At 44.1% G+C, this 16,424-nt stretch carries 8 protein-coding genes; 3 read left to right on the top strand and 5 right to left on the bottom strand.

What is annotated here, in order from left to right; translation table 11 throughout:
- Window positions 1-62 precede the first annotated feature (62 nt).
- From ahcY to U9Q77_09120, 3 genes are all read left to right on the top strand, one after another.
- Window positions 63-1,361 (top strand): adenosylhomocysteinase, encoded by a 1,299-nt coding sequence (ahcY, locus tag U9Q77_09130; protein ID MEA3287519.1) that lies wholly within the window; start codon window positions 63-65, stop codon window positions 1,359-1,361.
- A 117-nt stretch (window positions 1,362-1,478) separates the two neighbouring features.
- The gene (locus tag U9Q77_09125) at window positions 1,479-4,409 is read left to right on the top strand and encodes a hypothetical protein (protein ID MEA3287518.1); all 2,931 of its coding nucleotides are present in this window, start codon (window positions 1,479-1,481) and stop codon (window positions 4,407-4,409) included.
- The gene (locus U9Q77_09120) at window positions 4,406-5,779 is read left to right on the top strand and encodes a DUF5723 family protein (protein ID MEA3287517.1); all 1,374 of its coding nucleotides are present in this window, start codon (window positions 4,406-4,408) and stop codon (window positions 5,777-5,779) included. Before U9Q77_09125 ends, U9Q77_09120 begins: the two co-directional genes overlap by 4 nt.
- A gap of 45 nt (window positions 5,780-5,824) precedes the next feature.
- Here U9Q77_09120 and U9Q77_09115 read toward each other — a convergent pair whose 3' ends face one another.
- The 5 genes from U9Q77_09115 to U9Q77_09095 all read right to left on the bottom strand — a co-directional run bounded on the left by U9Q77_09115 (window position 5,825) and on the right by U9Q77_09095 (window position 15,703).
- Complete coding sequence (locus tag U9Q77_09115; protein MEA3287516.1) at window positions 5,825-6,916, bottom strand: LptF/LptG family permease; 1,092 nt, start codon at window positions 6,914-6,916, stop codon at window positions 5,825-5,827.
- A gap of 14 nt (window positions 6,917-6,930) precedes the next feature.
- On the bottom strand, window positions 6,931-8,130 hold the full coding sequence (locus U9Q77_09110; protein MEA3287515.1) for a hemolysin family protein: 1,200 nt from the start codon (window positions 8,128-8,130) through the stop codon (window positions 6,931-6,933).
- A gap of 734 nt (window positions 8,131-8,864) precedes the next feature.
- Complete coding sequence (locus tag U9Q77_09105) at window positions 8,865-10,658, bottom strand: O-antigen ligase family protein (GenBank protein MEA3287514.1); 1,794 nt, start codon at window positions 10,656-10,658, stop codon at window positions 8,865-8,867.
- A complete protein-coding gene (locus U9Q77_09100; GenBank protein MEA3287513.1) occupies window positions 10,579-14,289 on the bottom strand; it encodes a right-handed parallel beta-helix repeat-containing protein in 3,711 nt (1,236 codons plus the stop codon). Before U9Q77_09100 ends, U9Q77_09105 begins: the two co-directional genes overlap by 80 nt.
- A 178-nt stretch (window positions 14,290-14,467) precedes the next feature.
- On the bottom strand, window positions 14,468-15,703 hold the full coding sequence (locus U9Q77_09095; GenBank protein ID MEA3287512.1) for a hypothetical protein: 1,236 nt from the start codon (window positions 15,701-15,703) through the stop codon (window positions 14,468-14,470).
- Window positions 15,704-16,424 lie beyond the last annotated feature (721 nt).

Raw genomic sequence — 16,424 nt, 5'->3', positions numbered from 1 at the left:
AAGGAATAAGTAAGGCAAGTAGAGTATATTTAGAGAATGGTTAATAACATATAGAGAGAGATATGGAAACAATATTTACAGATTACAAAGTTGCAAATATCAATGAGGCCGCCTTTGGTCGAGATGAAATCGCTCTGGCTGAAAAAGAGATGCCCGGACTCATGGAGCTCAGGAAACGTTACCGCGATTCCAAGCCCCTGGCCGGAGCCCGGATAGCCGGTTGTATCCACATGACCATCCAGACGGCAGTGCTCATCGAAACCTTGAAAGAGTTGGGGGCTCAAATACGCTGGTCCAGCTGTAATATCTTCTCAACTCAGGATCATGCCGCCGCCGCCGTTGCCGATTCTGGTGTTCCGGTCTTTGCCTGGAAGGGTGAGACTGAAGAAGAGTATTGGTGGTGTATCGATCAGACCCTGGACTTTGATGGTCAAGGTCCCAACCTGATGCTGGATGACGGGGGTGACCTGACGAAGGTTATTCTGGAGCAGCATCCTGAAATGCATGCCGACATTAAGGGTGTTTCTGAGGAGACCACAACAGGAGTCCATCGTCTTTATCACTTAATGGAAAAGAATGCGCTACCCTTTCCAGCCATCAATGTGAATGACTCGGTGACCAAATCTAAATTTGATAATAAGTATGGGTGTCGCGAGTCTCTGGCTGATGGCATTAAACGGGGTACCGATATTATGCTGGCCGGGAAGAAAGTTATTATTGCCGGTTATGGGGATGTGGGTAAAGGATCAGCCCAATCCATGGCTGGTTATGGTGCCAAGGTATTTGTGACGGAGATCGATCCGATCTGTGCCCTCCAGGCCGCTATGGAAGGTTTTTCAGTTGTGACCATGGAAGCAGCAGCCAGCTTTGGCGATATCTTCGTGACCACCACTGGTTGTAAAGATGTGATCCGTGGTGAACACATGGAACAGATGAAAGACAATGCAATTATAGCCAACATCGGCCATTTTGATCATGAGATCGATGTCCATTGGCTGGAAAATCAACCTGGTGTCACAGAATACAATATTAAGCCCCAGGTTGACCGCTTCGATTTTCCTGATGGCAAATCGTTGATCCTCTTGTCACGAGGACGGTTGGTCAATCTTGGAAATGCAACGGGTCATTCATCATTTGTCATGTCAACCTCATTCACCAACCAGGTATTGGCTCAGATAACCCTGTTTGAAGGCAACGTTAAACCAGGCGTTCATGTGCTCTCCAAAGAATTAGACGAAGAAGTTGCCCGCCTGCATCTGGCTCATCTGGATATCCATTTATCAGAATTAACTGAGGATCAGGCTGATTACCTGGGTGTTCCGCAAAAAGGACCCTTTAAACCGGATCACTACAGGTATTAATAAAGAGGTCGAAAGTCAAAAGTTCGAAAAGCTTGCCGGGACGAAACCGGTTAAGAGTTGAAGGTAAGGAAGATCATTAGCTCATCAAAATTTAAGGCTCGCTTCACAGGGATTCTAATGGCGCTAACCTTCGGTGCCCTGGTGATCCAATGTGATTTTGGACTACCCACCAAGGTTGTTATGCCAACCTGGCAGGTTACTCTGACCATTCCCCTGGTCTCAGAAAACTATCCTTTTGATGGTCTATTGGCTTCTGATACAACAGGCACTATCCAGGTCTATGGGGATTCAGTGGATACCAATAGTGATGGATTCATGGACATTCTATTGCCTGACACTTTGGCTGATTATCCCGGTGGTCTTTACATCACGTTGGAGAATGATCTGCCCCCCATCACTTTACCGGCAGATATGTTTGTGATCCCTGGTCAGGATCCCATGGAATTGGGTGTCGGCCCCATCGATATTGCTTCAATCTTACCGGCTGAGCTGGATGATGGAATTCATGTGGGTCCTGAGAATGCCTCCATCACCCTGGCTGATCTGGGTTTTGCTATGGATGATATTGTGGTGGATAGCATTCCCAATGCCTCTTGTGAAGACCCGACAGCCATTCGATCAGATACGATCTCGTTCAGCTTTGGGGATGATCCCTCCGATCTGAATTATGATAGCTTGGTAACAATTCCAGGGTATGTACATGTTATCACCGGTAGTGCTCCCTCAGATGATCCGGGAAGTGGGTGTGTTCCCTGTCTTACGCCCCCACCTAACTTTATTTGTGATAGTTCCATCACTTATCCCATGTCTGGAACACCCAATATACCGGCTGATACCCTGCCTCTTTTCAGAGAAGCTTTTGCCCTGTTGCCTGACCCCTCGATCCTGCCGGCTGATGCCCCTATTGAAAGCTTTGAATCCATCACAATCTCAACGGGCTCCATCGAATCAATCATTAACAGCCAGATGCCGCTCACCTTTTCAAATACAGGCCTGATCGTCTACACCAAGAAAGCCAATGGTGATACGACCCGTTTACACAGTCACTTTTTTGATCACATTTCCCAGAATATGGTTGAAGGTGAAGACAGTACCAAAGTCTCTTCCCTGGATGGGGTATCTGTATTTGACAGTCTCATTTTTGAATTTGGTGGATATATAAATCCCACGGCCCCTGGTGATACCTTATTTTTTCCCCAGCGAGTTGAGCCCTTTTTCCACTACAGCTTTTCCATGGATATAGATGGCTTTCAGAGTATGGAAGTCAATATGATCGATACCACCATGATCTTTATGCAGGAAATGAATACCAGCTCTACCGACGAATCGGGTCAAGGTTTCAGCGTGGAGATCGTATCAGCCGCATTTGAAGATAATATTGCTCACGAAGATACAAATCGCCTGAGTATCTCACTGGCAAACCGGATGGGGCTTGATATTTCAGTTTTGCGGATCAAGCTACGTAATTTTTATGAAAATGATGCACAACTGGCGGCCGGGAACTATGAGATTCTGGAGTTTGTACTGCCTGATGGCGGAACTGCCGATACGGTTGTGGTACTGGACGGACATCTGATCAGTAATACAACAGGGGATAATGTGCCCCTGGATTCCCTGCTCATTGAGACTGAGATCCAATTTAGCAGTGATGGCGGTCCCATATCAATTCCCTATCCACCACCTGACGAGATGATCATGGATGTGGAGGTGGAGATGACTTCCCTGAAGATCGAGGATCTAACTGGTTTTTTCGGGGTTAGCTTTGCGATCAGTGATCAGGAACAACCGCTTAGTCTCCCCGGATTAGTTGGCGGCATCTCCTTTGGTGAAGCCATTCTTTCCATAACTTTGGAAAATGAATTTGGGGTAGCACCAGGACTTGGATTACAGGTAAAGGGGTATCGGGGAACCGATAGTGTCGTTGTGGAATTGAATCCTGACTCGGTGACCTTTGAATCTGGTGCAGCAGGCAGTCCGGCAATAACAGAAATCAGGATCAGCCGGGAATATGTCCGGAAGACCATTGATGGTGATGAAACCATTGTCCAGCATTTTGATTCCGGAAGCAATATTGTAGATCTCATGGCCATGATGCCTGATGTCGTGTCCGTTGGAGGCGATGCCGTCATTTCACCAGATAACCTGAATTCTATTACTGCCGGTGCAGAGATCGCTGGTACCTGGCGATTTGAAATACCATTCCTGTTAAGTATTGCCGCTGGGGGTGTTGAATTTATGCCGCCGACCTTTACCAGAATGGCTGCCCTGGATTCCAGTACGATCAAGCAGCTGGTGGGTAGCAACGGCATCCCGGACAAGACAGATATGCTCATTAGTTCCACCATCAACACTATCATTTTCAGCGATATTGGTCTGGGTTTCGGTCTGGAGATCCTGGTTTCAGATATTCCCTATTTTCCATTTTATAGTAATGTTGAAAACCGAGTTATGGTTTCTGCAGATCTGGATCAGGATGGAGCCGCAGATACTGTAGACCTGGATCTGGATACCCTGATCACCCATCCCATGGTGAAAACCCTGCAACTGCAGATTCCGGCTGGTACGACTGATCCGAGTACAGGATTAGTGATCCCGGGGATGGAGGGCAGTGGCCAATATTCCTATTCTGCTGACTTCAATCTGAATGATGTTGAAGGTGATTCAACCTATGGAACGCTGATCCACCATCAGTACGCTTTCCTGGACACTTTTCTGCTGGCCAAGTCTGATACTGCTTTCACAGATGTTGCCGAAGCCTTAACCCTGGCTGAGCTGGCTGCTCCGACTGTCGCTGATAGCCTCTACAATTTGACGCTCAGCGAGGATGGTAAGGAATTGTGGATCATGATAGATGTCACTGATTATGGAGAATTGGGTTGGCTGGTTGAACCCAGAGATCATTTCATTGCCACCAAATTTATTCTGGCAGAAACTCCCAACCCGGCCTTACTCCCCTTCTCGGCTGGAATTGATGTGACGGCTTACATGCAATTTATCCTGAATTCCGAACCCATGTTCAATAACGCTGAGGAAGATACAACTCAATGACCAACTGGCTCAAAATGATCGGTCTGGGGACCATAATGGCCTTCTCGGTCACTGGTCAGGTTCATGTTGATGCCCGCGGATTGGGTTTGTGTAATGCCTACACGGTAACATCCCGAGGAGTATCTGCAGTTGGCTTCAATCCGGCAAATCTGGGCTATACAGAAGATTTGGTTTTTAGTGCCGACCTATTGGATCTTAAGCTCTCAGCCAGCAATAACTTTATGTCCCTGGCATTATTCAACAAGTATTTCACTGGAGACCGGAACGGGGATCCCTTTGATCTGGAAACGTTAAGACCTGGTAGTGATCAAACCCACAAGGAGTATTTACTGGCTCAGATTCCGGAAGAAGGCTTTGCGGTGGATCTTGGTGTAAGCGTTCCGTTTCCGATCCTAAATGTTTCACTGGGAAATTACGCCTTTACTTCAGGACTTGAATACTACATGAAGAACTCACTGCCCCTGAGTCTATTTGAGATCATTATGGAAGGTAACCAAGTGGGACGATCCTTTGACCTGGCTCTGACCCAGGATGTTCTATTGATATCCAATTTTAGTTTCTCCTTCGCCATCCCCTTTGAGAAGTATAATTTTGGAGCTACAGTCAAATATTTGGCTGGTCTGGGTTTTGCCGGTGTGGATTCTTCTGGTGGTACTTTCAGTACGCAGCCCACTGGCCTGGAATCTGATGGATTTTACCGTTATACGCGGGCTATTGGCGGTAATGGTCTGGCAGTAGATTTAGGTTTCAATACTCGCAAGATCGGTGATTGGCAATATGGTTTTGCCGTAAACAATGTGATCGGCTTCATTAACTGGGGTAGTAATGACAATCTTATTGCCAAACAGATCGGACTCATTGAGGGATTGATCCCCATTCGGGATATGCTGCAGATATCAAGTGACAGCACCATATTTTCAGCCAGTACCATCTATAGCATGGAAATGGAGAATGTGAATGTCAGTGGTGCCTTTGCCAATTCTGACAGTATATTCCAACTTCAGCAGGAATCTGTGGCAACTCCAGATAGCATTCGAATGAATTACCCCGCCATGTTTCGATTTGGAGCAAGTTATCAGTATAAAAAGGATTTTATCCTCATGGCTGATCTTTCTGCCGGCCTGGATGACTACTACTTTGCTGACCGATCCTGGCGATTGGCCATTGCTACTGAATGGATTCGTTTTAAGATGATTCCTATCAGATCAGGTATGGCTTTTGGGGGGCCCTATGGACGGGAAGCATCTCTGGGTGCCGGTGTTCACCTGATCTGGTTCGATGCCGATGTAGCTATCAAGCTATTGGGTGGGGCATCCTTTGCCTCGGCCGAAGGCATTGAATTCGGGATCAATTTTCAATTTAAGCGCTGAACCAATCTACACTTGTCAGTTGGGATAAAGCTGGGTTCGCCTGGCTTATTTTTTTGCAGTTTGGATAAACAGCCAGGTTCCTGCCATAAATAGCACGACATCACCAAACCAGACCGCGTAAGCAGGATGTATGGAACTGTTGTAAGCGATTTTTTGCCCCCCAATGAGCAATATGTAGTATATAAAAAGAGCAACAACGCTTTTCCCTACACCAACGGCAAGATTCTCACGGGAGCCCTGCAGGGCAAAGCTGATGCCTAGGAAAATGACAATGAAACCCGTCATCACGAAAGCCAGCTTAAAGTGGTAGTCCACTACCCAGCGATGGGGGTTCAGTCCCAGCATTTTTTTCTTCTCAATGAAAGTACCCAACTGGAAGATGTTCATTTCATCCGGTCGTATCTGTTCCTTACGGATATCGAAGGGAGTAAGTGTAATGGGTAGCTCATCCAGAAGACTCATCTCTGAAAAAAGTAAACGTCCCTCCGCATCAAACCGTCGGTTAAGACCAGCGCTCTTCTGCCAGGTTCCCAAAGAATCATCCCATTGCAGAGTAGCGTAGTCCCAGCGTTCAGTGATTCCGGAATCCCGGTAGGCGAGAATAGAGACATCCCGACCAGTATTCTTCTTCACATCATAGGACTTGATCACAATAATATTTCCATTGAGATCCTGCCGTACGACTTCTTTAAGTTTTTTTGGGCTGCGGGCTGGCTTCAATATGTTACGAGTGATCTCTTTATGTTTATGATTAAAGGGCATAACTACCAGGTTCTGAAACACAAACTGGAACAGGGTGAAGAAAACACCCAACAGGAGTAAGGGACGGGCGATCCGGAGCATGCTGATGCCCGAGGCTCGCATGGCAGCGATCTCATAGTTTTTATTCAAACTCCCTAATGAGAATACCGTTGCCAGCAACATGCTCATGGGTAGCGCTGTATCGATAAAATAGGGCAGGCTAAAACCATAGTAAAGCAACATGATATCCCCACCGGCACCGGCATCTACAAAATTGTCGATCTTCTCTACAAAATCAGCAATGGTGAAAATACCTACCAGACTGACCAGAACGGTCCCCATGGTGGAGAAAAATGCCCGGATCAAATAACGATCAATAAGAGAAAGAAAGCCCAAGATTGATTCGCCGATTAGCGTTCCTGAATGAAAACAGTTTCGATGCGGATAGGTGTGGAGGATGAGATCACATAGCGATGAGTTTCAGTCAGAAACTGCTCATTTTTCTGGGGGATATGCCCCAGACTCTTGATCAGGTAACCGGCCAGGGTTTCATATTCACCCGGGGGAATTTCAAAATCATGCAGTTCATTCAATAGATCAATCTCAGCATTACCTTTGACCAGGAAACCTTTATCCAGCTGCTGAACCGGGGAGTCTTCTTCATCAAAAGCATCTGTAAATTCGCCAAATAGCTCCTCAGAAAGATCTTCAATGGTAATCAATCCGGCAGTGCCGCCATACTCGTCAATGACAATGGCAATGGATAGACTTTTACTTTGCATTTCCCCCAGTAGTTCATCGGCTGCTTTGGTCTCAGGGACAAAATAGGCTTCTCGAATGACTTCCCTCAGCTTGGTGGCACCCCGGAAAATATCATGAAGAAAGATCAAGCCTTTTATGTCATCAATAGTCTCTTCATAGACCGGAAGCTTTGAATAGCCCGATTCCATAAAGGCCGCTTCAACTTCTTCCAGGCTACTGTTAATAGGTATCGCGGTCATATCGGGTCGTGGGGTCATCACCTCACTGATAGATGTATTTTTAAAAGTAAAGATGCGTGCGATGGTTTGTCTTTCGTGAATATCAACACCGCTTTCTTCATTGGGGTCGTTGAACAGGAGGTGCAACTCTTCAATGTCGAGACTGGTCTGGCTTTCCACTTCGACACTACGCAGAATGTGTTTGCGATAGAAACCCAGAAGAAGGGTCATGGGGTAAAAAATAACTTCGGCAATGCGTATAAAGCGACCAAAGAACAACATGGAAGCATTGGGAAATTCCCGAAAAAGGGTTTTGGGGATGATTTCACCAAAGATCAGCACGCTTACGGAGATGATCAGCAGGACTAGCCATTCGCTGGATATGACCTGGATCAGCATAATGGTGGCAAAAGAGGTGGCCATAATGTTGGCGATATTATTACCCACCAGGGTTGCGGTAAGAAATTTTTCAGGATCAGTACTGGCTTTCAGGGCAGAGGCTGCCCCTTTTACCGATCGTCGTTGCCAGACCTCCAGTTGCAGCCGATTAGATGACAGGAGAGCGATCTCAGCTCCGGCAAAGATGAAACTGAGAATAAGACCAATCGTAGCAAGAATGAGCTCTATCATGTAAGGGGATTATAAGCTTTGTGGTTATGATTCATTTTCACGCGCAACATACTCATAATATAATTTGTTTCAAGTGGGAAGGTAGGGTTGCGCTTATAGCAAATTCAGTTCTAAAGGGTCTATTAATTTCAAAATATGGTTCATTATAATAATGCGTACCTGGATACAATCATTGAGATTGGGGGTCAATAAAATATTCTGGGGTACAAAGGGTTAAAGGTAAGGGTTATAGAGGCTGTGTTAGAATAGGGACAACGCTTACCCCATGCTTTAGCTTGGGGGTTAACAGATCGCTAGAAATTCAGGGCTTTAGCCCAACTGTGTAGCTGGTTGTCTTGGGCTAAAGCCCTTTTGGAGGTGCGTCCCAGCTCCCCACGCTAAAGCGTGGGGTAAATGATAAGTTATTGTTATTCATGTAATTGCACAAACATCAGAGATCACATTGTATCATATATTATTGTTTCTTAATACTTTATGAACGTGATCGAAAATCTTCTGTATTTTAGTGTTTTGTCGAATAGACCTGTCCAGGCAAACTGCTTTGTAGCTGCTATGGTTACTCTTTTTCACTGTGCAAGCAGAATAATAAGGATTTTCGAGCCAAACTTTCATTTTCCAGTAGATTCAATATTGACGAAACCGCAAAGAGTTCCTTACGGTTTAAAAATTATGAAATATCCCCTAAATCTTATAAAATCAACCACATATAGAAAATTTCCCTAAATCCATAAATATCAATACTCTGCGTCTCTGCGCGCTTTGCCTGCCCGCACGAAGTTATACGCAGGCGGGCGAGAGGTACTTTTTGCGAGACCATCAATATTGTACAATTGAATTAGCGCTCGTTTAGCATCTTTCTGTATCTGTTCAATTCCAGGTGAATTATAAATGTTATCAGATCCAATGATTACTTGTAGCTCATTTCTTGCTCTTCCTGTATCCCCCTGTTCAAAATAAATCCGGCTTAACCAATAGTGAGGAACAAGCAGAGCGGGGTAGTAGGTGAGAACCTGATGCAATGCAGCCTCAGCGCGGTTGTAATCCCGATTATCTATGTGGGCTTTCCCGAGAGCGATGTATTGATTCTTATCAGAGAAGCCTTTCTGGGATCTATTAAGATGCTTGATTGCCTTTTCAGCCTGACCTGTCTTTGAGTAAGCCGCTCCCAGATAGAACTCGAGTTCAAGATTGTACGGCAAATAGCTGCCAGCCTCTTGATAGTGCTTAATGCTTTGCTCCCAATTGCCTAGCTGTGCCGAATCCTGACCCTGTTCCCAGTGTAACTCACCAAGAATTTGTCTCAAGCTTATAATCCCCAGCAGAATAATCAGGGGTAAAATGACCACCAGCTTCCACTTTCTTTTCAGGACAGATACCCCGGCTGTTGTTTTTGCTCTGAGATCGGGGATTGAAACAACAATTGCCAACAGGATCAGAAAGACCAACTGTACAGTTAGGGAATTGAAGACATCCTCAACCAACGCATGAATCAGAATGGTAACCAGAGCAGAAGAGGTGGTGGTGAATATTCGGGTTTGCTCAGCAGGAAGTCTTCCAACTTGCCGTTTAAAGGAAGCAAAAGCTGAAAGACATAGAGCGGTGAATAACCCCAGACCCACGATTCCGGTTTCAGCTATAAGGTGAAGATATTGAGAATGAGCCGATTTCAAGCTGACTGCCAGATGGTGCAGGGATGGATCGGTTGCTTCAGCAAAGTAGGCCCCTTGATATTTAAGCCAGTACAATCCGAAGTTGCCGTGCCCAACACCCGTCCAAAGGTTATCTCTGATCATATTCCCGGTAATAGACCAAATGAATAGCCGTCCATTTGCTGAGTCCGGGTTGAGCTTGTATATTCCAATCAGGAAAAGGGTTATTACTCCTACTGCAAATAGGACAAAGATGGACATGATCAGTTTACGCGGCCTTAAAAAACGTAGATATCCAGAGATGAGGCTCCATTTGTAAATACCCGCACCAACAAGTCCAGCTACCCACGCCCCTCGGCTCTGGGTTAGAATGAGGGTTATAACTATTAGTACAAGTGAAAGCATCCACCACACTTTTTCGATCCTGACACTTTTCCCAATCAATAAATACAAAAAAGGCAACGACATGGCAAGGGAAGCTCCCAAGACGTTAGCTCCCCCCACCGTCCCGGTTACTTGAGATTCAAAACCCAGAAAATATTCGGAGGTCCAGGGAAATAGCTTGATGTATTGTAAAGCTCCGATACCTGACTGAAGGGTAGCCATTATGGCAATGATCTGAGCCATTGTGTAAATATTGGTCAATCGGTTCAATGTGGTTCGCGTCATGAGATAAAACAGCAGCATAAGCACTAATCCTTCAAGCCTAAAACCACTTTGGGGCCAGGGAGTATCAATAAGTGTACTCATGCCCTGCCAGGTAAACCAGGCAAGCAGCAACACGTCAATATTTCGCCATTTAATTGCTTTCAATCCAAGTGGGATAAGCAAAAGGAGTAGTGCAATTCCTAATCGCAGGACAATCAGCATAGCCATCATATGAAGTACCCTTTGCCAGATCAGAACCAAGTAAAGAAGCACTCGGAGCGCTTCCTAGCACCGGAGACGTATCATAACTGGAGGATGAATAGGCGCTCCATGTTGTCTCGCTATCCCACCAGTTCCATTCTGCTTCTGCAGTAGAATGATTGTAAGTTCTCAGGTTGTAAGTTCCATTATCATGGATACTGTTATCACCGGCCACCTGCTGATTATATGGGTCAGATGTACCCAAAAAAGGATCACAATAATAGCTGGCATATATACCATAAGAAGCATTATTGATAATCTCATTGTAACCTGGATTGTTGACCCCTGCATGCCCGAACTGCACATCTACATGATTATACATGTAAATTCCGTACCCGTTGGAGCTATCGATGGTATTGTTATACATCCTGGGAGTACTGGTACCATAGAAATACATCCCCCGATAGCTGTTATCCCGAATCAGGTTGTTGGTGAAAGTTGGGGAAGCATAAGTAGTACGCACTCCGTAGGTGTTTTTGACAAACTGGTTTGAATTGACATCAGAGCTATTGTAACGAGCATAATATCCATACGTGTTCATTCGAGAGATATTATTGCTGATGTTTGGGCTGGTACTGTAAGGATAAATACCATAGCAGGAATACTCTACAATACAATTATCCAGAATCGTCACATTATCATCTGAGGTACCAAAAATACGAATACCGTTCCAGTCATTTTTTGCAGGTGTTGCATCTGAGCTGGTGAAGGTGATGGGCGCTTCAGGGCTTCCGTTTGCCACCAGGTTACCGTTGATATCAAAAACAACCCGCTCAGAGCGATCAGGGAACCTCAAGACACTTCCCGGCACAATGGTGAGGGTCTTGCCGGTATTCACAAACACATCTTCATTGATATTATAAATGCCATACCATTCCGTATCCGCATTAATGGAAGTGGCTGTGGATAATGTGGTTTGGGGGCAGTAGTAAGCGCCTATTTCAGGGTCAGTACCATCAGGATCCTCATCAATAAAAAAATCCGGCCAGTCATCTGTATCATCATCAACAAATCCTGCATCAACTGCCGGGCTATCGTAACAGAGTCGCAGATCTCCAGTTGATGTATTAACGAATTTGGGATCCGCTGTTGTAGTACCGATATACCAGGTTGTACCTGAATTATGGAACAGATTATTATCAGATTCATACCCTTCGGATGTTTCAAGGTAAATTACCTGATCGTCAGGCAGCATCAGCGTTGGTGATTCGGAAAAAAGCGTATTCGTGATGTATAAATAATAATCACCAAAATAGGTAGCTGTTCCAGATTCTCTTTGGCAGTAGATACTGGTGCCGTTATTGTAGAAAGTATTAGCTCTGATTCCCAGGGTATTTATGGAATTGTTGCCGGACACCTTCGTTTCGAGCCGAATAAAAACAGCCCGATCTGCAATGTCGCTGAATTCGTTATGATGCAGCAGACCTGAGGTCGAAACTCCGGGATTATTAATATTCGTGCTATAGACAATCCCATTATCAAGATTGTGAAATTTGCTGCCACTGATCTCAAAAGTTGTATTGGAGACCGGCTCAATATTGAGAGCATAATTCAAATCTGAGAAGGTCACATCCTCAATTTCTATATTGGCATTGTCTCCTTCAATTGAAATACCGCAATAGGCATCAGAAAGCTGCAAATAGGTGATGGTGCAGTTTGCGCCATCACCGGTGATTTTGATAAGCTTGTCGAGTGGAACAGAGGGATGCTCAGTCATCGCGGCTGGAAAAGGCGATTGTCTCCCGGTGCTCTCGAAATTAACCGGACTCCCTGGTGTACCATTCACGGAAAAGCTTCCTGCTATATCAATAGTGACTCCTTCTGCAAATTGAATATTTGCGCCGGCAGGGATACTGATACTTTCATCGGTATGAATATTAATGGTCTTGTTCTGTATACTGTTTGACGCTGTGCCTGTATTATAAACCGCAGTAGCGGTTGCATCACCGGACAAAGCCTCAACAGTTGTCAAATATGATGTGGAATTCCCAAGTGTGATGGAATCACCGCTCCAATGACTGAATTCATAAAAATCATTGTTCTCATAATAAAATTGGCTGGCTTTAATCCAAAGCGTATCAGATGCTTCCCAAACACTGGCACCGCCACTAACCGATAGCTGGTTAAAATAAGGGAGGGGCGCTGAGGAGCTTGATGTAAAAACAACCGTTGTCTCATTATCAGTTGTAGTTGTTTGACCTACACCGTACAGAACATGGCTACCTTCCCAATGGTGAAAGATGAAGTATTCACCATTTCCTTCATCCGTGAATTGTGGGGCATTCAAATAGTAGATGGGGATACTATCAGAAAAATCATCATTCTGATCTTTAAAGACCCGACTACTGTTGTCACTTTGCATTTCAGCAACTGTTCGATAGATATTTGGCTGAATCCAATCCTCGGGATTAGCTGAAGGATTTGAAACATACCAGGGGTCTTTAAGTGATATTTCCGGTGAACCAGTGGGTAAGGTCAACTGAAACTGGTCATTGAAAAAGGCTGAGATTTCATATTCAGTCTCATCAATAAGAAACTGAGATAGTTGAATTGAGTAGCCTGATGCAGTAACACTATTCCAAGAATGGTGATGGAATTCACTTGCATTAAAACCAATGCTATCTGTCAGGGCAGTACATATATCTCCGGGATTAAGTTCTACAGGAGTCAGACTTCCTATATGCTCATGTGTATGTGCGGCATTATCATGATCAATAATACTCAGAGTACCACCCATATCGGCAGTTGGAGTTGGCAAGTGTCGATTTGCCAACATACCGGTAATAGTTGTTTTGTAGACAACTTCCAAAGTTGGAGCTCCGTTTAGATAAAGATTGTAAAAATCAGCTACATCATAAATTGTATTCCCGATTGAATACCCAAATCTTACATTCATAAATTGGGCTACTGGTGCTTGATCCACCATGTCTTGAAATACTGATACAAAATCAGGTAACAGAACTGATTGCTCTCCCGTCGGATCTATGTAATTACTGAAATCCACTGCTACTTGATCTAAAATATCTCCGGATCCAATTGCATCGTAAACATCGCAATCGGTATATGAACCCTCTGGGAAAGTGAATTCCTTTACAAATAGTGTATACTCTCCATTATCTGTAGGACCATACTGAATGTGACTACCAACTGCCATTTTATGCGATACACTTTGTATTTGATAGTAAGGTTCAAAACTCGAGTTGTTAAATTGCATTTGTGTGTAGTATCTAACAGTTTGATAGTCCGCTATTGCACTTTCCTGAGTAACAAACACAGGCTCAGAATCATATGTGCAATCATTCTCAAACTTGTTGTACTCATGTGGAGTTCCCATGTTTGACCAGAGTTCTGATTGAGTCATTGCCATGCTCAACAAATCATTGTAATCTGAGCTTCCTGGGTATCCTACCTCAACAAATCGATTGCCTGAATCGACGTAATGAATTGGCCCAGCATGTATTACCAGCTTCTCCAGTCCATTATCCAGTTGGAATGTTTTGGAGAAAAACCCTCTTTTTTCAATAAGTTCTGATTCACTTGCATTGAGGATTGAAGCACAAGCAAGCAGTATTAACGATATGAATATCTTTGATAATCTCATGTGATTATTCCTTTTGATAAGCGTATATTATTTTTAGAATTGGAGTTAATAGTGATTGAGTTACGAGCTCAATTACTTTTTTCACCTGTGCCCCGGTTCCGACATCATTCAACTGCTGTGAACCGGGGTGCTTTCTTCAAAGAAAGCCTGTAGGATAAAATTGTTTAGTTGCAATCATTTATCGATAACCTTTCACGATGAGAGCTCTATTTCCACCAAAACAATGACCGACCCTGACTACCAAGTTACCCTTTACATCCATTGCTTCTGTGGTAACACCCTGATAGTCAAACTGACCCCAGACACTGAAATCAGATGACCAGCTAACACCATTGAAATGAATAAGTTCTGACCTGGCAGCACATAAAAATATGTCATTTGGTGAATTAACATAGATTTGCCTAGGTGATATCCCTTCGTAATTTTGAGCCTCAAGCACAACAGAAGAAGAATCCGTGAGATAATTATATTTCCAAACACCTAAACCGCTGGCAAAGTAAGCCGTATCTCCTAATACATGAACTGTAAAGGGGGCTCCTACCGGCTCAGACCACGGTGAATCCCCTTCATAAATAGTTTTGGCAGAAAGATTGTTTATTTCTACAACAACTGATTCATAAAGTCTGCTAACACCACACACAAACACATACTCCCCATCCGGCGTTCCAGAAACTGAATAAAGATTTATCTCTGTCCCACTTTCAATCTTAGTAAACTCTGACCCATCATAGTGGACTATTGAACCATAGGAACCAACGAAATACATATTGCTTGAAGAAGTACCCCAACAGTATTCTGTGCTCACAGGTAATCCCATATTCTGGAGGTGATACATAGTCCACTCCTCACCGTTCCAATGTCTTGGAAAGCTGGAACACATCCAAATATCATCACTAGCAAAATAGAATATACTGTGCATTTCTGCTGTATTAACTATTTGCATCACCTCCCATTCATTGCCATCCCAGTGAGCCGCATTGTACTTTTTTCTAATGGTTGAATCCCCACTGGAATCCGGCTCCAGCATCCGGATGGTTCCCACCACCCAGATATCATTTTCATCCACAATCTCCACATCCCGCAGAATCGTGTAGTAGGTGCCAAAGGTATCAATAGTCCAGGTAAAGTCATGACTGGTCGTATCTAGAATACATACAGTTAAATCTTCATTCCAATGATACAAGGTATCACACTCACAGGATTCACCATTATTAACCGGGTGAGCGTTGGGGATGCAGGCGCAGGTGTCAGATTGCAATACCATGCCTTGTCCGCAGAGAGTTTCTGCCGGTGGGTTGGGACAAGCTGTTAGTAGAATTAAAAGTGTTAAGTTAAAAGTTAAAAGTGTCATGCCTCGAAAAGGTTGGGAAGTCTCAAGTCCTCGGATCCTGCCTATTGATGTGTGATCTGTCATATTATCATATCCTATTTTTTTAACTTTTAACTTTTAACTTTGACGAAGCCGCAAAAAGTTCCTTACGGTTTAAAAATCATCAAATACGCCCTAACTCATTTAATATTAACAACATAACGCAAATACTCCTAAATCCATAAATATCAATACTCTGCGCCTCTGCGTGCGAGAGGGACTTTTTGCGAGGGCGTCAACTTCTCACTTAAAAATATTCCTGTCAGTTTCATATCAAGGAATACCAAACCGGAAAGGCATCTTTTAACAATAAGTGGTTTTATTTCGGATAAAATATTCATCTATCACTGCAAATTGATAATTTATGGATAAATATAGCCACCAAAATGATAACAGCAAGATATATATCGTAATATTGGTTATTATCTATATTGGGGGGGGGTATGAGACAGTTTCAATCATATATATCTTCACAGAATCGCTAACTTTATAGTGTAACCAACTCCCATTTCGAGAACCTCAATGTCCGTCCCCGCTCGTTTAATATCCGCCGGGTTAATAGATGAGGAGGTGCCCCAAATGGCACTTCCCGGACTGCCACTTATGCCTGATTCAGTTAAATTATTCTGTGTCCATTCAACGCCATCCCAGTGAACTGGATAACTATATTTTGGTTCTTCCCCTAAATGCGTACCTGGGGTCATAGGAAGAAGCGTCAAAATGGTGAATGAGACCTGATTTATCTGCTAAAGAAATATCCCGAAGG

This window comes from Candidatus Neomarinimicrobiota bacterium, from assembly GCA_034716895.1.
GTDB lineage: Bacteria > Fidelibacterota > UBA8477 > UBA8477 > JABMPR01 > JABMPR01.
The sequence above is the reverse complement of the archived record's forward strand: the minus strand, read 5'-3'. Positions and strand labels throughout refer to the sequence as shown.

What these genes read in the sequence shown, in the direction of transcription:
- U9Q77_09125 (MEA3287518.1), top strand. Translation starts at nt 1,479, where the DNA reads ATGGCGCTAACCTTCGGTGCCCTGGTGATCCAATGTGATTTTGGACTA.
- U9Q77_09100 (MEA3287513.1), bottom strand. Translation starts at nt 14,289, where the DNA reads ATGAGATTATCAAAGATATTCATATCGTTAATACTGCTTGCTTGTGCT.
- U9Q77_09120 (MEA3287517.1), top strand. Translation starts at nt 4,406, where the DNA reads ATGACCAACTGGCTCAAAATGATCGGTCTGGGGACCATAATGGCCTTC.
- U9Q77_09105 (MEA3287514.1), bottom strand. Translation starts at nt 10,658, where the DNA reads ATGATGGCTATGCTGATTGTCCTGCGATTAGGAATTGCACTACTCCTT.
- U9Q77_09095 (MEA3287512.1), bottom strand. Translation starts at nt 15,703, where the DNA reads ATGACAGATCACACATCAATAGGCAGGATCCGAGGACTTGAGACTTCC.
- ahcY (MEA3287519.1), top strand. Translation starts at nt 63, where the DNA reads ATGGAAACAATATTTACAGATTACAAAGTTGCAAATATCAATGAGGCC.
- U9Q77_09110 (MEA3287515.1), bottom strand. Translation starts at nt 8,130, where the DNA reads ATGATAGAGCTCATTCTTGCTACGATTGGTCTTATTCTCAGTTTCATC.